Origin of the sequence: Devosia sediminis, assembly GCF_016411825.1 — a bacterium.
In the GTDB taxonomy this organism is placed as follows: domain Bacteria; phylum Pseudomonadota; class Alphaproteobacteria; order Rhizobiales; family Devosiaceae; genus Devosia; species Devosia sediminis.
In genome coordinates this window covers 140,832-160,563 of the sequence record NZ_JAEKMH010000004.1, presented here as the reverse complement: position 1 = coordinate 160,563, position 19,732 = coordinate 140,832, and the positions used below count along the sequence as shown (strand labels likewise).

The following is a 19,732-nucleotide window of genomic DNA, read 5'->3' as shown; positions in this document are numbered from 1 at the left end:
GTCACGCCGGTGAGCGCCGAAGCGGAAACCGAAACGCCCGAGGTCGCGGCGGAGACGGTTGAGGTCGAGGTGGAAACGGCCGAGGCGCCGGTTGCGGCCGACGTGCTGCCGGTGGTCGAAGCGGTGCCGGAAATTGACACCGGGGACAGCGCCGAGGCACCGGTCGAAACGGACAGCCTGCCGCCGGCCGAGATCGTGCCGATCGACCCTGCGCCGGTCGCTGCGGAAGACGCACCGGCCGAGGCCGTCGAGGAGAAGGCCGAGCCGTCCGAAGACACGGATGACACGGCCAAGAAGGACCAGTCGCCAGGCGAAGTGCCGGTGGTGGTGCCGGAGCCCAAGGGCTGACGGCGACAGGGGGAAGCGATGATCTCGCAAAAGGCCAAATATGCGCTGAGGGCCCTGGTGGCCCTGGCGCGCGCCGGTCGTGGCCAGAGCCGCATGATCGGCGAGATTTCGCAGGACCAGGCGATACCCAAGAAATTCCTCGAGCAGATCCTGCTCGAGTTGAAGCGCGCCGGCATCGTCAATTCCCGCCGCGGCCGCATGGGCGGCTATGAGCTGCTGCGGGCGCCCGAGGAAATCACCTATGGCGAAGTGCTGCGGCTGATCGACGGGCCGATCGCGCCGCTGCCATGCCTCAGCAAAATCGCCTATCGCAAGTGCACCGACTGCAAGGACGAGGCGAGCTGCGAAGTGCGCCACGTCTTCGAGCGGGTGACCCTGGCCACGCGCGCCGTGCTCGATCGGACGACCCTGGCGGATTCCCTCAATCTGGAAGAGCTGGCGGTTTAACGCTAGCGACCCCCACCTAGCCTCCCCTGAAGAAGGGGGAGGGACGCATTGAGTTGGGCTCTATGACTGGGCTTGCACCAGTCTGCTCCTCCCCCTTCTTCAGGGGGAGGTTGGGTGGGGGTAAGGACGCCCACGACCTGAACTAGCTTTATCCAAACACCACGGTCTTCTTGCCGTTGAGCATGACCCGGCTTTCGAGGTGCAGTTTCACCGCGCGGGCCAGCACGCGGCTCTCGATGTCGCGGCCGGCGGCGACCAGGTCATCCGGGCTCATGGCATGGGTGACGCGCGCCGTTTCCTGCTCGATGATCGGGCCTTCGTCGAGATCGGGCGTCACATAATGGGCGGTGGCGCCGATGATTTTCACGCCGCGCTCATGCGCCTGGTGATAGGGCTTTGCGCCCTTGAAACTGGGCAGGAACGAGTGGTGGATATTGATGACCTGACCGAAGAGGCGCGTGGAGAGGTTGTCGGAGAGCACCTGCATGTAGCGGGCCAGCACCACGAGATCGGCGCCTGAGGATTTGACGATCTCGAGCACCTGGGATTCCTGGTCTGCCTTGGTCTCGCGCGTGACGGGCAGGTAGTGGAAGGGAATGCCGGCATCCTCTGCGATCCTGCGGGCATCTTCGTGATTGGAGATCACGGCCGCCACCTCGGCGTCGAGCCAACCGACGCGGATCTGGTAGAGCAGGTGCAGAAGCGTGTGATCGAATCTGGAAACCAGGATGACGATGCGCTTCCTGCGGCTTTCGTCGCTCAGCGCCGTCTTCATGTCGAAGCGCTCGATGGGCGATTTCAGCGCCTTTTCGATGCTTTCGCGGCTTACGCCTTCTGGTGCGGCAAAGGCGAGGCGCATGAAGAAGCGACCGGTCTCGCGATCCCAGAACTGGTTGGATTCGGCAATATTGGCCTTGAGCGCCGCCAGTTCGGTGGTGACGGCGGCAACAATGCCGGGCCGGTCGGTGCAGCTCAGGGTGAGGACGAAATTGGCCGCTGACAAGGCTGCCTCCAAACAAAACGTTGGCAGGGGTATCAATGGCTTGCGGGCCCGCGTCAAGCCTTGCGGCGGCCTTGAGTAAAAGTCCTCAGAACGGAAAAGGGCCGCCCTTGCGGACGACCCTTCCCGAGCTTATCGGCCTTGTGGGGCCGGGAGGCGCGTGCTTAGCCGAGATCACTCCCAGTCAACACGCGAAAACCCAGACCTTCCTCAAGAGCCAAAATCTCATAAGACACTGGACCACCTCCTTTGCTTTGGTTGAACATGAGAGGGAGCTTGCGCCTGTTCGACGGGGCTGTCCAGTCATCGGACAGTCACAATTTTCGTGAGCAATCGGGACATGACCAATCCAAGAGACGTCAAATACGCCAATGAAAGCATTGCCCGCTGGCAGGCGGCGCTGAAAGAGCGGGCAATGCTGGAAACCAACAACATCACCTTCGCGTGCCTGCGCGGCTTTTTGCACGAGCTGCGGGCGCGCCTCGACATCGAGTCCATTGCCCGCTTCGGCAATCACCTGCCGGCGGTGCAGCGGGGCGTGTTTTACCAGGACTGGGTGCCGGGTGAACCGCTGGCAACGCCGGACCTGGCAGGGTTCGAGGCTGCCTTGGCTCAGCGGCTTCTGCCGCATATCCATATGCCCGACGGGATCACCCGCGACGTGCTCTGGCTCATCCGAAGCGAGAGCGAGCCGTTCGACGCGGCGGAACTGCGCAAGGCGCTGCCAGATGTGCTCGCGGTGGTGTGGGACGGGGTCTAGGAAGTACCCCCACCCAGCCTCCCCCTGAAAAGGGGGAGGAGCAGATCGAGTTCGGCGACGATCCTGCGACAGGCACCAGCGCACCCCTCCCCCTTTTCAGGGGGAGGCTGGGTGGGGGTGCCTGACTGGAGTCTGGACGGGATACCGGCTGTTCCACCAACACCCAGTGCCGTCCTAGGGCTTGACCCGAGGACCATTCAAGACGCGCGCGGTGTGGGGAGTGGCCCTCGGGTCAAGCCCGAGGGCGGCTTCGTGGTGGTGACGGACTTGGGCCTGCCGAAGCTGGGGTGCCTTACGCCCCGCTGCTTTTCGGCTTGCTGCGCAGTTGCAGGATGGTCGCCCCCAGCACCCCCAGAGCCACGATGCCGATGATGATGGTGGCCAGCGCGTTGACGTCGGGGGAGACGCCGAGGCGAACTTTGGAAAAGATCACCATGGGCAGGGTCGAGGAGCCGGGGCCCGAAACGAAGCTGGCAATGACCAGGTCGTCGAGCGACAGGGTAAAGCCCAGCAGCCAGCCCGAGACCAGAGCCGGGGCGATGATCGGCAGGGTGATGTCGAAGAAGGTGCGGACCGGCGAGGCGCCGAGGTCCATGGCGGCTTCCTCGAGGCTGCGGTCGAAATCGGAAAGCCGCGACTGCACCACGACGCAGACATAGGCGGTACAGAAGGTGGCGTGGGCTATGACGATGGTCACCATGCCCCGGCCCTGCGGCCACCCCAGAAGCCCCTCCATGGCCACGAACAGCAGCAGCAGCGAAAGACCGGTGATGACGTCGGGCATGACCAGCGGCGCCGAAACCATGCCCGAAAACAGGGTGCGGCCCCGGAAGCGGCGGAAGCGCACCAGGGCGACGGCGGCAAGCGTGCCGAGCACCAAGGCGATGGAAGCGGCGAGCGCCGCGATCTGCAGGCTGAGCCAAGCGGCGCCGAGCAGTTGCGGATCGCTGAACAGGGCGCCGTACCACTTGGTGGAAAAGCCCGACCAGACGGTGACGAGACTCGACTCGTTGAACGAGAAGATCACCAGCGAGACGATGGGCGCATAAAGGAATGCAAAGCCCAGGGATGCGGCGATGGGCAGGAACCAGCCTCTGCGCATGCTACTTCTCCACCACCGCGCCCTGGGCGCGTTGCAACAGCATGATCGGCACCACCACGACGACCAGCATGGCTACCGCCACGGCGGCGGCGCGCGGCCAGTTGGTGGCGGCAAAGAACTCGTCCCAGAGCACGCGGCCGATCATCAGGGTTTCGGGGCCGCCCAGCAGCGAGGGAATGACGAATTCGCCGATGGCCGGGATGAAGACCAGCATGGAGCCGGCGACGATGCCCGGCAGCGACAGCGGCAGGGTGACGAAGAGGAAAGTGTGGATGGGCCGCGCGCCCAGATCCGCCGAGGCCTCGAACAGCGAGGTGTCGAGTTTCACCAGCGTCGTGTAGAGCGGCAGGATCATGAAGGGCAGGTAGGTGTAAACAATGCCCACATAGACCGCGAAATCGGTCTGCATCATCACCAGCGGCGGAATGCCGAACAGCCCCAGAAACTGGTTGATGACGCCATTGCCGCGCATGAAGCCGGTCAACGCATAGACGCGCAGCAGGAACGAGGTGAAGAAGGGCAGCACCACCAGCATCAGGAAGATGTTGCGCCAGCGATCGGGCGCGCGGGCAATGGCATAGGCCATGGGATAGCCCACGAGCAGCGTGATGACGGTCGAGATGGCAGCGATGCGGATCGAGGAGAGGTAGGCCGCCACATAGAGATTGTCGGTGAACAGGCGGATATAGTTGTTGAACTGCAGGGTGAGCTGCACCGTGCCTTCCTCGGTCGTGAGGAGCGGCGAATAGGGCGGGCGGCCGAACTGCTTGGTGGTCAGCGAAATGCCGAAGACCACGGCCAGCGGAATGAGAAAGAACACCAGCAGCCACAGCACCGGCGCGGCCAGCACCAGCATGCGGCCGGTAATGCCGACCTTGGCGAGGCCACGCTCAACCGCATTCCAGGGCTTCAATCGCCGGGGCGGCGGAATGGTGGGATCGCGGGCGATGGTCATTTAAGTAGTCCCCCAAGGCTAGCGGCAGACGCGATGCGCTCCCTCTCCCTAGGGGGAGAGGGTTGGGGTGAGGGGGCCCGCTGGCAGATGCCGGAGCGCGACAAGGCCCCCTCACCCGGCGCTGCGCGCCGACCTCTCCCCCAGAGGGAGAGGTGGCCTTCGGCAAAATGCGCGATCACGCTCATACCGTCAGCACCGAGCCGGAACTGTCGCCCCAGGAGATATAGACGCGCTCTTCCCAGGTAATGGCGTCGGGGTTGCCGCGCACCGAATTGGTCTGGCTGACTCGGATGCGCTTGCCGCTGTCGAGCGCCACCTGGTAGAGCGAGATATCCCCCAGATAGGCGATTTCCTCGACAATGCCCGATGTGACGTTGGCGCCGTGCGGATGGGTGGGCTTTTCGCGGCTAAGCACCATCTTTTCGGGGCGGATGGCCCACCAGAGCAACTGGTCGGGGGCGCAATCGACGCCATGGGCGACATAGATATCGCAGCCCAGTTCGGCCGAGCGGATGCGCACATGGCCGGGCTCGTCCTCGGTGACGATGCCCTCGACCATGTTGGCCGAGCCGATGAAGCTGGCGACGAAGCGGGAATTGGGAAATTCGTAGATGTCGGTGGGCTCGCCCACCATGGCGATCTCGCCCTGGTTCATCACCCCGATGCGGGTGGCCAGCGTCATCGCCTCTTCCTGGTCGTGGGTGACGACGATGAAGGTGACGCCGAGCGATTCCTGGATCTTCACCAGCTCGAACTGGGTTTCCTCGCGCAGTTTCTTATCAAGCGCGCCCAGGGGTTCGTCGAGCAGCAGGAGTTTCGGACGCTTGGCAAGGGCCCGAGCCAGGGCGACGCGCTGGCGCTGGCCGCCGGAGAGCTGGTGCGGCTTGCGCTTGCCATAGTCCTGGAGTTTTACGAGCGCCAGCAGCTCGGCGACGCGGGCCGCGATCTCGGCCTTGGGCAGGCCGTCGCGCTTCAGGCCATAGGCAATGTTCTGCTCGACACTCATATGCGGGAACAGGGCATAGGACTGGAACATCATGTTGACCGGCCGCGCATAGGGCGGCACTTCGGTCATGTCCTGGCCGTCGATTTCGATCGTACCCGAGGTCGGGGTCTCGAAGCCGGCGAGCATGCGCAGCAGCGTCGACTTGCCCGAGCCCGAGCCACCCAGGAGGCAGAAGAGTTCGGACTTGTAGATGTCGAGCGACACGTCGTGGACCGCCAGCACGTCGCCGAATTTCTTCGAGACATTGCGGATGCGCACAAAGGGCTTGTTGTTGGCAGTATCGCGCCAGGGGCGGGTGTCGATCGCAAGCTGCGGTTTTTTAGCCATGACGCTCTGTACCGGAAGGAGTGACGGGACGGCCGGAGCCGCCCCGCAAGGGTGGTCTTACTGACCGGTCTTGATGCGAGTCCAGGTGCGGGTCAGCACTTCCTCGAATTCAGGCGAATGCGCCTTCATCACGAATGCCTTGGCGATAGTCTCGGCCGGCGGGTAGATGCCCGGGTTGGACTTGACTTCCTCGGCGACGAATTCGAGCGCCGGCAGGTTGGGGTTGGCGTAGAACACGTAGTTGGTGATCTCGGCAACCACTTCCGGACGCAGGATGTAGTCGATGAACTTGTGGGCATTTTCCGGATGCGGGGCATCGGCGGGAATGGCCAGGAAGTCAAAGAGGGTCGCGGCGCCTTCCTCGGGGATCAGGTAGGTCACTTCATTGCCCTGGCCCGCTTCGGCAGCGGCGTCGGCGGCGATGAAGATGTCACCCGAATAGCCCAGCGCCAGACAGATTTCGCCATTGCCCAGGTCGTCGATATACTGGGACGAGTGGAAGTAGCGGATCGAGGGTTTTACCGAGTTCAGCAGTTCCTCGGCCTTGGCCAGGTCCTCTTCGCTTTCCGAGTTCGGGTCGAGGCCGAGATAGTGCAGGGCAATGCCCACGACTTCGGACGGGCTGTCGAGCACGGCGACGCCGCAGCCGGCGAGCTTGGACACGACATCCGGGTTGAACAGCAGGTCCCAGCTCTGCAGGTTCGCGTCGGCGCCCAGCGCCTCGGTGACCTTGGCGACATTGTAGCCGAGGCCGATGGTGTTGATCATGTAGGGCACGCCATGGGCATTGTCCGGGTCCTGGCTGGCGGCGGTCGCCATCACGGCCGGGTCGAGATTGCCCAGATTGGTGAGCTTGGACTTGTCGAGCGGCAGGATCAGGCCGGCCTGGATCTGGCGCTCGAGGAAGTTGCCCGAGGGCACGACGATGTCATAGCCGGAATTGCCGGCCAGCAGCTTGGCGTCGACGATCTCGTTATTGTCGTAGACGTCGTAGTTGACCTTGATGCCGGTCTCCGCCTCGAAATTGGCGATGGTGTCTTCGGCAATGTAGTCCGACCAGTTGTAGATGTTGAGGACCGGCTCCTCCTGCGCGAAGGCAGGGCTCGCGGCCATCAGGGCGCCAAGGGCAATGGCGAGCGATTTTTTCATTTCACTAGTCTCCTCAGGGGACCAAGGTGGAGGCGATTGGCGTCCCGAATGGACAGCCGGTTAGACGCGACGGGCGCGCATCCGCGGAAAGAGCCGCGGCTCAGCCCCGGGGCCTCATCTTCGAGAACCCGGAAATGATGAAATCGTGAAATCTGGATACGCCATGAGGGGGCGCCCGGAGGCGCCGGCAAACGTCGCTGCGATCAGCCCTGATCCGGGCGCGTATCGAGGCGCAAACCCTGCGCCATCAATGCTGGACCTGTTCAGCGAAGTGCCCTTTCCCTTCCTTGCAAGGGGCAAATTATCGACAAACCCCAGGCCCGACAAGGCGGTGCGGGCGAAGATTTTGCAGGACTTGACCGCAGGTGGACGTGGGCGCAAAAGCTCGGCCAAACAGCAGTTCCGGAGTGTCCCGAAAATGAGTGCCAAGGCCTATCTGTCGATCTCGGGCGAAGTGAAGGCGGCCCTGGCCGCCGGCAAGCCGGTGGTGGCGCTCGAATCCACCATCATCACCCATGGCATGCCCTATCCGCAGAACCTTGCCATGGCGCGCGAGGTCGAGGACGTGGTGCGGTCAAACGGCGCCATGCCAGCCACCATCGCCATCATGGACGGACGGCTCTGCGTCGGCGTTTCGGGCGAAGACCTGGTGCGCCTGGCCGAGGAAGGCCATGCCGCCGCCAAGGCCAGCCGCCGCGATATGGCGAGCCTGCTCGCCAGTGGAGTGATGGCCGGCACCACCGTCGCCACCACCATGCAGATCGCGGCCCTTGCCGGCATTCGCATCTTCGCAACCGGCGGCATTGGCGGCGTGCATCGCGGCGCCGAGGACACATTCGACATTTCCGCCGACCTCGAAGAGCTCGGTCGCACGCCCGTGGCCGTGGTCTGCGCCGGCGCCAAGTCGATCCTCGACATCGCCAAGACATTGGAAGTGCTGGAAACCAATGGCGTGCCGGTGCTGGGCTTTGGCACCGAGGATTTTCCGGCCTTCTGGGCCCGCACCAGCGGCCATAAGGTCGACCAGCGCTATGATACCGCTGCCGAAGTGGCGAGGATGCTGGCGATCCAGTCCGACCTCCATATGGGTGGCGTCCTCATCGCCAACCCGATCCCCGAGGCCGATGCCTGGGAAGCGTCTGCGATCGAGGGTTTTATCGCCCAGGCGCTTGATGATGCCGATGCCAAGGGCATCAAGGGCAAGGCGACGACGCCGTTCCTCCTGCAGCGCATTTTCGAACTGACCGGCGGCAAGTCGCTCGAAAGCAATATCGCGCTGGTCAAGAACAACGCCAAGGTCGCGGCCGAGATCGCCGTGGCGCTCGCCGCGCAGCTGGCTGCCCGCCCCGCATGAGCAAACGGGTCCTCGTCGTCGGCGACGTCATGACCGACATTATCGTGCGGCCCGAGGGCCCGATCGTGCCCGGCTCGGACCGCCGGGCGGAAATCCGCAACCGGCCGGGCGGCTCGGGCGCCAACCAGGCGGTGTGGCTGGGCGCGGCGGGCGCCGATGTGCTGTTCGCGGCGCGTGTCGGTGCGGGCGAGCGCGCCATGTACGAGAACTATTTCCGGGGCCTCAACGTGGTGCCGGCTCTGGCGGGCGACCCGATCCTGCCCTCGGGCGTCCTCGTGACCCTGCTCGATCCATCAGGCGAGCGCAGTTTTCTCACCGACCGGGGCGCCAATCTCAACCTGGGTGTCGATGACCTGCCGGAGAGCCTGCTCGACGGGGTCGGGCTGGTGCTGGTCTCGGGCTACAGTTTCTTTGCCACCGGTCCGCGCCATGCGGTGCAGGAGCTGCTGCGGGCGGCGCGGCGCCGCAATGTGCCCGTCGCCATCGATCCTGCCTCCATCGGCTTTCTCGACGAGGTCGGGCCGCAGGTTTTTCTCGATTGGGTCGGACCGGCGCAGTGGCTGTTTGCCAATGAGAGCGAAGCGGACCTGCTCACCGGCGAGGCCGATTTCGACCTGCAGATGCGCAAGCTCGGCGAACGGTTCGACCATGTGGTGATCAAGCGCGGGCGGTTCGGCGCGGCGCTGGGCGGACGCCAGGGCGTCTCGCATTCGCAGCCGGCGCCGCTGGTCAAGGTGGTCGACACGACGGGCGCGGGCGACGCCTTTGCAGCGGGTTTCGTCGCGGCGCTGCTGCGCGGCGAAGATCACGTGGCGTGCCTTGCCGCCGGGATCACCGGCGGCGCCAAGGCCGTGCAATTCGTGGGTGGCCAGCCGCAGTAGGACGGCCTACTGACGGCCTCTCGGTTCCTACGTCATCGCCGGGCTTGTCCCGGCAATCCATGCTTGCCCCGCATCGCGTGGACCACCCGGACAAGCCGGGTGGTGACGAGCGGTGATACATCCAGTTTGAGCGGCGACAGCGGTCTGCCTCAATGATCCTCGTGTGCGTCCGCCACGCCGAGGCGCCAGTAGCCGGCGGCCTTGACCCATTCATTGTTGAAGCCACGTTCATTGACCAGCAGGTCGCGCACCGCGCGGCTCATGTTCACCTCGCCGGCGATATAGGCATAGGCCTCGCCCGGGGGAAGCGTCGCGGCGGCGACGGCGTCGCGCAGCAGGCTGGTGGTGCCCGCAGCGGCGCCATTGCGATGCACATAGATCAGCATCAGGTCGGCGCGGGTCTCGAAGATCTGCTCCTCGGCCTTGTCGGCCACTTCAATGACGGCGACGACTTTGGCGCCTTGGGGGAGTTCCTCGATGCGGCGGCCGATAGCGGGCAGGGCGGTTTCGTCGCCGGCCAGCAGGTACCAGTCGAAGGCGACCGGCACGACCTGTGAACCGCGCGGCCCGCCGATGACCAGGGTCGAGCCAACCCTGGCGGAAGCCGCCCAGCTCGAGGCGGGGCCATCGCCATGCAGCACGAAATCGAGATCGATCCAGCCCTCATCGACGCTCCAGTAGCGCGGCGTGTAATCGCGCATTTCAGGCCGCGTGCCGGGTTTGAACTCGGCGCCATTGGGGCCGATCGGGGGCAATTCAGGCGTCACGCCCTCGGCAAAGAAGAAGGCCTTGATGTGATCGGCATGGCCCAGTGAGGCAAAGCCCGACATATCGCCTTCGAGCCGCATGCGCCGCATCAGCGGGGTGATGTCGGTGATGGCCGTAACCTTCAGGAGCCGCAGCTTGGTGTCGTGGCGCACGCGCTGGATGGCGCGCGGATTGGAAAAGGTCTCGGTCATGCGTATTATCCTGAATATTCCAGTCAGCATTTACGCCAGCTCAGGCGGGAAGGCAAGGAATGCGCGGCCGGCGACCCTCAAGGCGGCGGCGGGACGGGTGGCGAGGGGTTGACGGGGCGGGGCAACGGCCTATGTGAGGTCCTTGTTACAAAGGAGCCTGCTCATGAAGAGCGCGGTCTATGCCGAGTTCGGTTCACCCGAAAAAGTTCTCTCCAGCGAGGAGCGCACGCGGCCGCAGCCCGGTCCCGGCCAGGTCCTTGTGCGGATGGTGCTGTCGCCGGTGCACAATCATGACCTGATGACCATTGCCGGCCAATATGGCTTCAAGCCCGAACTGCCGTCGGTGCCCGGCACCGAGGCCGTCGGCGTCGTGGAGGCACTGGGCGAGGGCGTCACCAATCTCCAGCCGGGCCAGCGCGTGGCCGGCGGCGCGAGCGGCACCTGGGCCGAGTTCTACCTAGCCGACGCGGCGCGACTGGTGCCCGTGCCCGAGAGCGTCAGCGACGAAACCGCCTGCCAGCTCGTCTCCATGCCATTGAGCGCCAAAATGCTGCTCGACACGCTCGATGTGTCCGCGGGCGGGTGGATCGTGCAGAACGCCGCCAATGGCGCGGTGGGCAAGCTCATGGCCCAGTATGGCGCCGAGCGCGGCATCAAGGTGCTGGGTCTGGTCCGCCGCACGGAGGCGGTGGCGGAGCTCAAGGCGCTGGGCATCGACAATGTCGTCGCAACCGACGAAGACGGCTGGGTCGAAAAGGCCAAGGCCCTGACCGGCGGCGCGCCAGTGATCCGTGCCGTGGACTCGCTGGGTGGCGACGGTCCGGCACAGGTGCTGGCCGTGGCCTCGGACGGCGCCCAGCTTATCAGTTTTGGCGCCATGACGCAGCGGCCGCTCAAGATTTCCGCCGGCGAACTGCTGTTCCGCGGCATCACCGTCAAAGGGTTTTGGGGCGCCAAGCCGCCCGTAAAGCCCGAGCGGATCGGCGAACTCCTGGGCGAACTGGTGCGCGACGCGGCGGCCGGCAAGCTGGTGATGGAGATCGAGAAAGCCTATCCGATCGACGAAGTCGCCGAAGCCGCCCGGGCGAGTGGCGAGCCTGGCCGCAAGGGCAAGGTGGCGATCCGGGGGAGTTGAGGGCTTTCGCCTCTCCGCCTTGAGGGGGAGGGATCGAGGGTGGGGTGGGTAACGCACTCAATCTGGCGTTTGCCGATCACCCCACCCAGCGCCGCTACGGCCTGATGGCCTAGCTTTGCTACCCTCCCCCTCAAGGGGAGGGAGGGTAGGAGCCGATGGTGAGCGCGCGCATCCATGTGCACTGTGGGTGTCTATGGATTAAACGTAACCCAAAAGCTTGTCCTGCTCCTGCCTGAGCGCAAAGAGCCGTGTCGATACGTCCGGGGTGGCATTGGCGCGGGTAATCAGCTCGCCCTTCTTGACCGGCGCGGTGACCTTGCCGCCTTCGAGCAGGCCCACCGGCCAGGCGCCGGCGGCCTGGGCGTCGACGACGGTCATGGCATAGGAGCGGTAGCAGGTCTCGCCGATGGCATCGAGCGCTTCGCCGGCCTTGAGGTCGCGCTTGGCGACGGCGCAGACTTCGGCCACCGGGCGCGGCAGCGGCACCATGTCGGGCTTGCCATACATCATGATGCGGGCGCAGGTCAGCGGCACTTCAAGGCTGGTCAGGTGATAGGGCCGGAAGAAGCCGTAATAGGGCCCATGGCCGATATGGAGATCATCCATGCGCTCGATGATGCGCGGATGGGTGGCCTTGACGATGACGAAGACGCCCGGCGCCACGCCCTTGCCCACGGTGAAATCGACAACGCCGGATTTGTTGAGGATGCCGCCATCTGCCGTGGGAATGAGCACCTTGGCCATGTCGTCGCGATGGGTGGCCGGGCCATGCATGCCCGGCACGTCGGGCACGAGGCCGGTGGCATTGGCGATCGCGGTCATTTCCACGGCGGTCTTCGAGCCATCGACGAATTCCACCAGCATGCGCGGGTTCATGTTCCTGCGCGTTGCTTCCTCGCGATAATCGTCGGGCACGGCGTCGTGCTTGAGGGGATTGTTCTTGCCCTTGCCGGCCGCGACGATGTCGAGGCCGAGGGCGGAGACGAATTCGATGAGCTCCATGCAGGAACTCGGCTCGTCGCCGGCGCCGACGGAATAGACGACACCGAGCCGGTCGGCCTGGGCCTTCAGATAAGGTCCGATGGTGACGTCGGCCTCGACATTCATCATCACCAGATGCTTGCCGTGTTCCATGGCCATGAGATCGTAGTCGGCGGCGACGCCGGGCTTGCCGGTGGCGTCGATGACCACGTCGATATTGGGCGTGGTGACCAGCGTTTCGGCCGAGGTGATGGCGATCTTGCCGGCCTCGATGGCGGCAGTTGCAGCGGTGGGGCTATCGGCTTCCTTGCCCTTGCTGTCGTCGCCATAGGCGATACGCATCGCCTCGAGCGCGGTATGCGGGCGGCGCGTCGCCACGGCGGCCATCTCGATACCGGTCATCAGGCTCATCTGGGTGACGAGGTCGGTCCCCATTTCGCCCGAGCCGATGACGCCGACGCGGATGGTCTTGCCGCTTTCGGCGCGCTGGGCGAGGTCACGGGCAATGCCGGTGAGGGCGATCTTGGAGGGCATGGATGGTCCAGTTCTGGTGTTGGGCATGCGATAGCGCTGTGTGGGGGCGGGGGCAAGGATTTCCGGCGGGTCGGTTGGGGCATGGGGCGTGAAATAACACTGTGCCGCCCTCGGGCTTGACCCGAGGGCCTGCTGCAACCTGAGCAATGTCTGTGGTGTCCACGGTGTGTGCGGCCCAGCCTTTCGAGCGTAGCTCTCAAGGCCTCTGACGCTCCAAACGCGCCACTGGCGCGTTTGGCCCTGCGGGACGCGTCATAGTTAGCACTTCTTAAACCGTTCAAGTTGAATATGCCGCTTGGAGTAGACTCCGGGGGCATTCCTTTAGACATGGCCAAGCAATCCAAGCAGACGGTCGCCTTGCCAGAGGTCATCGATCTCGATGCCATTGACGGCATTCGCGATGTGCTGATCGACGCGCTCGAGGAGGGGCCGGTGACGGTTCAGGCGAGCGCGGTCGAGCGGGTATCCACCAATGCACTGCTGCTGCTGGTGAGCGCTGCCGAGACGGCCCGGAGAAACCAATTTGATTTCAGGATTGAAGCGCCGAGCGCGGCCATGAATGCCGCCATCGAGCGACTGGGCCTTGCCGCCCGGTTTTCAGGGATGATGACACCATGACGTTGCGGGTACTGACGGTAGACGATTCACGCACCATTCTGGCCATGCTGCACCATACGCTCAGCAATGCCGGCTTCGAGGTGCTGCAGGCCGAGGACGGCAAGCAGGGCCTCGACGTGCTCAAGGCGCAGGCCGTCGATGTGGTCATCACCGACATCAACATGCCGGTCATGGATGGCATCGAGTTCATCAAGAATGTGCGCGCCACCGGGCAGCACAATTCCCTGCCCATCCTCATCCTCACCACCGAGACCAGCCAGGACAAGCGCGACCAGGGCAAGGCCGCCGGCGGCACCGGCTGGATCGTGAAACCCTTCGATCCGGAAAAGCTGATCTCGGTCATCCACCGCGTCGTGCACTAACATCCGAACCCCTGACCCAGAAGGGTTGAAAGCCTAGAGCATGAGCGATCTCGACGACTTCAAGGCCACTTATTTCGACGAGTGTTCCGAGCTCCTGACCGAGCTTGAAGAGCAGTTCGCCGCCATCGAAGAGGGCGAGCGCGGCGCGGACCGGCTCAATGCGGTGTTCCGCGCCATCCACTCGATCAAGGGCGGCGCCGGCGCTTTCGGCTTTTCGGCCCTGGTGGGCTTTGCCCATGCCTACGAGACCCTGCTCGACTATGTGCGCGACGGCCGCGTCGAGCTGACCGACGACGTGGTCAACCTCTGCATCCGCGCCAATGACATCGTCGCCGACCACGTCAATGCCGCCCAGTCGGGCGAGGACCTGCCCGCCGATTACGGCGCCGAGGAAAAGTCCCGCTTCGACGCCCTAGCGCGTGGCGAGACGGCGAGCGAAGACGACGACATGGGCGGCGAGATGGTCGAAGAATTCGACATCGACTTCACCCCCGTCATGGTCAATCTCGATGGTGGCGGCTCGGGCTTTGCTGCCGGCGAAGCGCCGGTGGAAGACGTCTTCGAGGCCGCGCCCATGGAAGCGGCCGACGGACAGTGGGAAATCCGCTTCACCCCGCATCGCGCGCTTTATGCCCGCGCCAACGATCCGCTGCTGCTGTTCCGCGAACTCGCGGCCCTGGGCACCATGCAGGTGCGCGCCATTCTGAGCGACGTGCCGCCGCTTTCCGATTTCGAGCCCTTTGCCGTTTATTGCGCCTGGGAAATCACCCTCGTGGCGCCGGGCCTTGGCGAAGAGGCGATCCGCGAAGTCTTTGAATTCGTCGATGGCGATTGCGACATCGTCATCGCCCAGGCCGGCATCGTGCCCGGTGCGGGCCTCGATCTCGGCGATTTCGACGCGGCTCCGGCTCCGACCGAACCGCAGGAGCCCGATCTGTCGAGCCTCCTGGCCCTGACCGAAGAGGAAGTGGCCAGCCCGGCCCGTCCGGCCGAGCCGCTGCCCAGCTTCGCCCCGGACCTGCCCGCCGAGCCGGTGGGCGCCCAGGACAAGTTCGAGGAAGCGCCGGCCCTGAGCTTTGCCGATCTCGCCGCCGAGATCCCGCCGCCGGCTCCCAAGATCGAGGCGACCCCGGTTGCCGCCGCCGCCGCCAAGCCAGCCAGCAGCGAAGGCGAAGAAGGTGGCGGCCGTTCGGTCGGCGTGCAGTCCATCCGCGTCGATCTCGACAAGGTCGATCGCGTCGTCAACATGGTGGGTGAACTGGTGATCACCCAGTCCATGCTCACCCAGCAGATGGATGAGACCCTGCGCGCCCGCTATACCGAATTGGTGCGTGGCCTCGAAGTGCTGGCCCAGACCACCCGCGGATTGCAGGACTCGGTCATGGCCATCCGCGCCCAGCCGGTCAAATCGGTGTTTTCGCGCATGCCGCGCCTGGCGCGTGAACTGGCCACCAAGACCAACAAGAAGATCAAGCTCGAAACCATCGGCGAGAATACCGAGATCGACAAGACGGTCATCGAGCAGCTCAGCGATCCGCTCACCCACATGATCCGCAATTCGGCGGACCACGGCATCGAGAGCCCGGAAAAGCGCCTCGCCGCCGGCAAGCCAGAAACCGGCACGATCCGGCTTTCGGCCGAGCAGGCAGGCGGCAATATCCTCATCATCGTCGAGGATGACGGCGCCGGCATCAACCGCGAAAAGGTGCTGCAGCTGGCCCGCAACAAGGGCATTGTCGCGGCCGACATCACCCCCACCGACGAGCAGATCGACCAGTTGATCTTCGCGCCGGGCTTTTCCACGGCCGAGGCGGTCAGCGACATTTCCGGCCGCGGCGTCGGCATGGACGTGGTGCTTTCCAACATCAAGAAGATCGGCGGCTCGGTGCATGTCCGCTCGTGGACCGGCAAGGGCTGCCGCATGACCCTCAGGCTGCCGCTGACGCTGGCGGTGCTCGACGTCATGCTGGTCAAGGTCGGCGGCGGACCCTATGTGGTGCCGCTCTCCTCGATCGTCGAAACCATGCAGTGCTCGCGCGCTTCGTTCGAGCGCGTGCCTTCGGGTGGCCGCGTGCTGCAGGTGCGCGGCGAATATGTGCAGGTCATCGACCTCGGCCAGCGCTTCGGCCTTTCGACCCAGACCGCACCGGACGATCAGTTCGTGGTCCTCTGCGAAACCGAGGGCAACCAGAAGGTGGCGCTGGTGGTGGACGACATCATCGGCCAGCAGCAGGTGGTCATCAAGAGCCTCGAAGAGAACTTCGAGCGCGTCGAGGGCATTGCCGGCGGCACGATCCTGGGCGACGGCAATGTCGCGTTGATCGTCGACGTGCAGGGCCTACGCACGACCCATCTGCACCAGAACGCGGCCTAGGGCGTGTCTACCGACGCGGCGCGCCGTTAACCGATTGGCGTCAATGACGCGCTAGACTGCAAGCAAATCGGCCCAGGACGGGCCTCGAGTAAAGGCGAGTAAAGATGGAAGCGCTGAGCCTTCGCGACGATGTGAGCGACAAGTCGGCCCTGGCTGGACAGAACACCCTGCAACTGATCGCCTTCTCGATCGGCGAGCAGACCTATGGCGTGGAAATCACCACGGTGCGCGAAATCCGCGCCTGGAACGGCGCCACCCCGCTCCCCAATACCCGCGAATTCGTGCGCGGCGTGATCAACCTGCGCGGCACCATCGTCCCGATCTTCGACCTGCGCGCCCGTTTCGGCGACGGCCAGACCTCGCCCACCAAGAACCACGTCGTGGTGGTGATGAGCGTCGGCGACAAATGGGTCGGCATCCTCGTGGACGCCGTCAGCGACATCCTCACCGTCTCCAAGGACGACATCCACAACGTCCCCGAAGGCAATTCTATCGACACCGAACTCCTCAACGGTATCGTCACCCACGAAAGCCGCATGGTCGGCTTGATCGATCTCCACGCCGTGGTGTCTGGCGCCAAGATGGACGGCTAGGGCCGGGCTGATCTGGAGCGAGAATTGAAAGGGCGCCGCGAGGCGTCCTTTGCTTTTGGGAGTGGAACGGGGAGACAGGCGGCTTTTGGGAGACAAGACGCAAACCCCGGACAGTCGGTGCTGACTTCAACTCGCTAACGGATGTATTCCAACTTATAACAACTGTTTGCGAGCAGCCTGTGGTTTGCATCACTCGCCTAAAGCATCGGGATTCCTGCCTCCGTCAAAATATTGTCTAGGGCCGGTAACCCCCATCTTGTAGCCAGATCATAGAAGATCACACTTAGTACAATAAAAGCCGCGGGCGATAACGTGGAATGCTCTAAAAATTGCCCACGACACGAAAGCAAGGGCATACAGGCTCCACAATTGGCCCTTCTGGAATCCTTCAGAGATTATTACCCAGAGGAAGTAGCCAACTGGCCGGAAATCCCGACGCCCGGAGGCGATCACGGCCTCACAATTTCACACTCAGAGGCGGCGACCGCCTCCGGGCTCCATCACCCTCTCTTTCCCTGCGACGCTTTCGGGCCGGGCAGCGCAGAGTCACGCCTGTGGCAACGATGCGGCGGGCGATGCCGTTACCGACGCGGAGGATTTCGCATCATGCCCCTCACCTTCATCGCCCCGATGGAAGCCAAGCTGGTGACCGGCCTGCCCGATGAGACGGGCTGGCAGTTCGAGCCCAAATGGGACGGGTTCCGGTGCCTCGCCATCAGGGAGGGCGAAAAGGTCGCGCTCTATGCCAAGTCGGGCAAGGATCTGGGGCGGTATTTTCCCGAGGTCGTGGCCATGGTCGCAGCGCTGCCGGGGACGCGCTTCATTCTCGATGGCGAACTGGTGGTGGCGACCGAGGGCGTCGCCTCGTTCGATGATCTGCAGCAGCGGCTCCATCCGGCGGCGAGCCGGGTGCGGAAACTGGCGGCGGAAACACCGGCTACATTCGTGGTTTTCGACCTGCTCGACTATGGCGCGGATATGTCCGTTCTGCCGCTTGCGGAGCGGCGGCAGCGGCTGGAAGCCTTTGTGGCCAAGTCCAAGGCCGAAGGGCTGCGCCTGTCGCCCGCCACCGAGGATGCTGCCGTAGCCCAAGGCTGGTTCGAAAAGCTCAGCGCCGAACTCGATGGCGTCATCGCCAAACGGCGCGATGCGCCCTATGCGCCCGGCGAGCGGGCCATGCTCAAGATCAAGACCATCCGCACCGCCGATTGCGTGGTGGGCGGCTTTCGCTATGGCAAGGACAGCAAAGAGGTCGGCTCGCTGCTATTGGGCCTCTTCGATGGGGATGGGAAACTTCACCATGTCGGCTTCACCTCGGCCATTGCGGCCAAGGACAAGCCGGAGCTGACGGAAAAACTCGAAAAGCTAAAGGGGAAACCCGGCTTTACCGGCAAGGCGCCGGGCGGGCCGAGCCGCTGGTCGACAGAGCGCTCAAGCGAATGGGAGCCGCTTCGGCACGAGCTTGTCGTCGAGGTCGCCTATGACCAGATCACCGGCGACCGCTTCCGGCACGGCACGCGCTTTCGGCGCTGGCGGCCGGACAAGGCGCCGGAGCAATGCACCTTCGCGCAACTGGCGGCGCCGGCCGCGCCGGATGCGGTGATTGCCGGGGTTCTGGGCAAAACGCAAAAAGGCGCCCGGGGCGCCAGCGTTGAAGGGATGTGGAGGCGGAAGGACTAAAACAGTTCGGCGTCGCCGTGGGCGCCGTGGGCGGCAATGCCGGACAGGGCGGGCACGCGCAGCTCGTCGAGGGTGAGGCTGGCCCAGATCTCGTCATAGACCGAATCGGGGGCCGTGGGGGGCAGGAGGGCGAACTGGCGCACCGCCAGAGCCATGTTGTGGCAGCGCTGCTCGATGCGATCCTGGCCCTGCAGGGCGGTGATGATGAGCTGGACCGCCTCGTTGACCGTGGGGTCCTTGCCGAGGCCTTTTTCGGCGAGCAGCTCGAGGGCTTCGGTAATGCCTTCGAGCATGGAAGCGGTCTGGCGCGCCGTCTCGTCCAGTTCCCGCGCGAGTTTCTGCAGTGACATAGATGCGTATTCCTAGCCCCGATCAGGCAAATCTATAGCCCTATTTCTAAAGCTCTCCTTGCTGAATCAATCGTCACCAGCGAACTCGTATGTCTTGGTTAGCAATTGGCTAACGAGTTTACCTCTACCATCCGAAGCAATTCGCCCGCAGAGGTAGATGAAGACCAAATGCCCCTTTCGAATACCCTGCCACCCGAGTTTGACCGTGGGGTGGTGACCACCGTCCACCAGGGCGATTGCCACGTTTCCAATGCCGCCGACATCACCTTCTCGACCGTGCTGGGATCGTGCGTCTCGGCCTGTGTGCGCGATCGGGTGGCGCTGGTCGGCGGGATGAACCATTTCCTCCTGGCCGAGCAGTCCGGTTCGGCCAAGGACCGCTATGGCGCCTCCGCTCGCTATGGCGCCTTCGCCATGGAACAGCTCATCAACAAGGTGCTGAGTCAGGGCACGGGCAAGAAGGCCAATCTCGAGATCAAGATCTTCGGCGGCGGCAAGATCAATTCTGCGCTGGACGATGTGGGCGCCAAGAATATCGACTTCGTGCGCCAGTTCCTGGCCGACGAAGGCTATGTCGCCACATCGGAGGATCTGGGCGGCACTTTCGCCCGCCGGGTGCTGTTCAAGCCGCATTCGGGCCGGGCCTTCGTCAAGCGGCTCGACAGCGATGCCGGGGCCAATGTGGCCAAGGAAGAAATGGCACTGGCCAAGCGCCGCGTCGTGGTTCCGGCGCCGGTGGACGATATCGAACTGTTCTAGTTCCGGTGCGGCGGCAGGTACTTTCGGAAGTCTTACCGCCCGCCATCTCTTTATAGAT

19 protein-coding genes are annotated in these 19,732 nt (G+C 64.3%); 11 read left to right on the top strand and 8 right to left on the bottom strand.

Features of this window, described 5'->3' with window-relative positions:
• Positions 1–366: 366 nt before the first annotated feature.
• Positions 367–795 carry an RrF2 family transcriptional regulator gene (locus JEQ47_RS16510; RefSeq protein WP_198877522.1) on the top strand — a complete coding sequence of 143 codons (429 nt, stop codon included), beginning with the start codon at positions 367–369 and terminating at the stop codon, positions 793–795.
• A gap of 148 nt (positions 796–943) precedes the next feature.
• On the opposite strand, the gene purU is transcribed toward JEQ47_RS16510, so the two are convergent.
• The gene (gene purU, locus JEQ47_RS16505) at positions 944–1,798 is read right to left on the bottom strand and encodes a formyltetrahydrofolate deformylase (RefSeq protein ID WP_198877521.1); all 855 of its coding nucleotides are present in this window, start codon (positions 1,796–1,798) and stop codon (positions 944–946) included.
• Positions 1,799–2,135: 337 nt separating this feature from the next.
• Between purU and JEQ47_RS16500 the strand changes: the two genes are divergently transcribed.
• On the top strand, positions 2,136–2,555 hold the full coding sequence (locus JEQ47_RS16500; RefSeq protein ID WP_198877520.1) for a DUF2267 domain-containing protein: 420 nt from the start codon (positions 2,136–2,138) through the stop codon (positions 2,553–2,555).
• A gap of 292 nt (positions 2,556–2,847) precedes the next feature.
• Here the strand turns inward: JEQ47_RS16500 and JEQ47_RS16495 are convergent, their stop codons facing one another.
• The 4 genes from JEQ47_RS16495 to JEQ47_RS16480 form a co-directional block, all read right to left on the bottom strand.
• A complete protein-coding gene (locus tag JEQ47_RS16495; protein WP_198877519.1) occupies positions 2,848–3,657 on the bottom strand; it encodes an ABC transporter permease subunit in 810 nt (269 codons plus the stop codon).
• Position 3,658: 1 nt separating this feature from the next.
• On the bottom strand, positions 3,659–4,612 hold the full coding sequence (locus JEQ47_RS16490; RefSeq protein WP_198877518.1) for an ABC transporter permease subunit: 954 nt from the start codon (positions 4,610–4,612) through the stop codon (positions 3,659–3,661).
• A gap of 181 nt (positions 4,613–4,793) precedes the next feature.
• On the bottom strand, positions 4,794–5,945 hold the full coding sequence (locus JEQ47_RS16485; RefSeq protein ID WP_198877517.1) for an ABC transporter ATP-binding protein: 1,152 nt from the start codon (positions 5,943–5,945) through the stop codon (positions 4,794–4,796).
• A 57-nt stretch (positions 5,946–6,002) separates the two neighbouring features.
• On the bottom strand, positions 6,003–7,094 hold the full coding sequence (locus tag JEQ47_RS16480; RefSeq protein ID WP_198877516.1) for a polyamine ABC transporter substrate-binding protein: 1,092 nt from the start codon (positions 7,092–7,094) through the stop codon (positions 6,003–6,005).
• A gap of 418 nt (positions 7,095–7,512) precedes the next feature.
• Here JEQ47_RS16480 and JEQ47_RS16475 point away from each other — a divergent pair, with 418 nt between their 5' ends.
• Together JEQ47_RS16475 and JEQ47_RS16470 are read left to right on the top strand one after the other, a co-directional pair.
• On the top strand, positions 7,513–8,448 hold the full coding sequence (locus JEQ47_RS16475) for a pseudouridine-5'-phosphate glycosidase (RefSeq protein WP_198877515.1): 936 nt from the start codon (positions 7,513–7,515) through the stop codon (positions 8,446–8,448).
• The gene (locus JEQ47_RS16470) at positions 8,445–9,329 is read left to right on the top strand and encodes a carbohydrate kinase family protein (protein WP_198877514.1); all 885 of its coding nucleotides are present in this window, start codon (positions 8,445–8,447) and stop codon (positions 9,327–9,329) included. Before JEQ47_RS16475 ends, JEQ47_RS16470 begins: the two co-directional genes overlap by 4 nt.
• Before the next feature lie 149 nt (positions 9,330–9,478).
• On the opposite strand, the gene JEQ47_RS16465 is transcribed toward JEQ47_RS16470, so the two are convergent.
• Positions 9,479–10,288 carry a siderophore-interacting protein gene (locus JEQ47_RS16465; protein ID WP_198877513.1) on the bottom strand — a complete coding sequence of 270 codons (810 nt, stop codon included), beginning with the start codon at positions 10,286–10,288 and terminating at the stop codon, positions 9,479–9,481.
• 163 nt (positions 10,289–10,451) lie between these two features.
• On the opposite strand from JEQ47_RS16465, the gene JEQ47_RS16460 reads away from it, so the two are divergent.
• Positions 10,452–11,423: a zinc-binding dehydrogenase gene (locus JEQ47_RS16460; RefSeq protein ID WP_198877512.1), complete on the top strand. Its 972-nt coding sequence runs from the start codon at positions 10,452–10,454 to the stop codon at positions 11,421–11,423.
• A 198-nt stretch (positions 11,424–11,621) separates the two neighbouring features.
• Here JEQ47_RS16460 and JEQ47_RS16455 read toward each other — a convergent pair whose 3' ends face one another.
• Entirely contained in the window at positions 11,622–12,938 is a 1,317-nt protein-coding gene (locus JEQ47_RS16455) for an NAD(P)H-dependent oxidoreductase (RefSeq protein ID WP_198877511.1), read from the bottom strand.
• Between the two features lie 327 nt (positions 12,939–13,265).
• On the opposite strand from JEQ47_RS16455, the gene JEQ47_RS16450 reads away from it, so the two are divergent.
• From JEQ47_RS16450 to JEQ47_RS16430, 5 genes are all read left to right on the top strand, one after another.
• The gene (locus JEQ47_RS16450) at positions 13,266–13,556 is read left to right on the top strand and encodes an STAS domain-containing protein (protein ID WP_198877510.1); all 291 of its coding nucleotides are present in this window, start codon (positions 13,266–13,268) and stop codon (positions 13,554–13,556) included.
• Positions 13,553–13,918, top strand: coding sequence for a response regulator (locus JEQ47_RS16445; protein ID WP_198877509.1), 366 nt, complete (start codon positions 13,553–13,555; stop codon positions 13,916–13,918). Before JEQ47_RS16450 ends, JEQ47_RS16445 begins: the two co-directional genes overlap by 4 nt.
• A gap of 40 nt (positions 13,919–13,958) precedes the next feature.
• The gene (locus tag JEQ47_RS16440) at positions 13,959–16,292 is read left to right on the top strand and encodes a chemotaxis protein CheA (RefSeq protein ID WP_198877508.1); all 2,334 of its coding nucleotides are present in this window, start codon (positions 13,959–13,961) and stop codon (positions 16,290–16,292) included.
• Positions 16,293–16,396: 104 nt separating this feature from the next.
• Complete coding sequence (locus JEQ47_RS16435) at positions 16,397–16,885, top strand: chemotaxis protein CheW (RefSeq protein WP_198877507.1); 489 nt, start codon at positions 16,397–16,399, stop codon at positions 16,883–16,885.
• A gap of 606 nt (positions 16,886–17,491) precedes the next feature.
• Positions 17,492–18,565, top strand: a complete 1,074-nt coding sequence (locus JEQ47_RS16430; protein ID WP_198877506.1) for an ATP-dependent DNA ligase — start codon at positions 17,492–17,494, stop codon at positions 18,563–18,565.
• Here JEQ47_RS16430 and JEQ47_RS16425 read toward each other — a convergent pair.
• Entirely contained in the window at positions 18,562–18,915 is a 354-nt protein-coding gene (locus tag JEQ47_RS16425) for a hypothetical protein (protein ID WP_198877505.1), read from the bottom strand. The genes JEQ47_RS16430 and JEQ47_RS16425 overlap by 4 nt on opposite strands.
• Positions 18,916–19,083: 168 nt before the next feature.
• Between JEQ47_RS16425 and JEQ47_RS16420 the strand changes: the two genes are divergently transcribed.
• Positions 19,084–19,674, top strand: a complete 591-nt coding sequence (locus JEQ47_RS16420) for a chemotaxis protein CheD (protein WP_198877504.1) — start codon at positions 19,084–19,086, stop codon at positions 19,672–19,674.
• Positions 19,675–19,732: the final 58 nt, after the last annotated feature.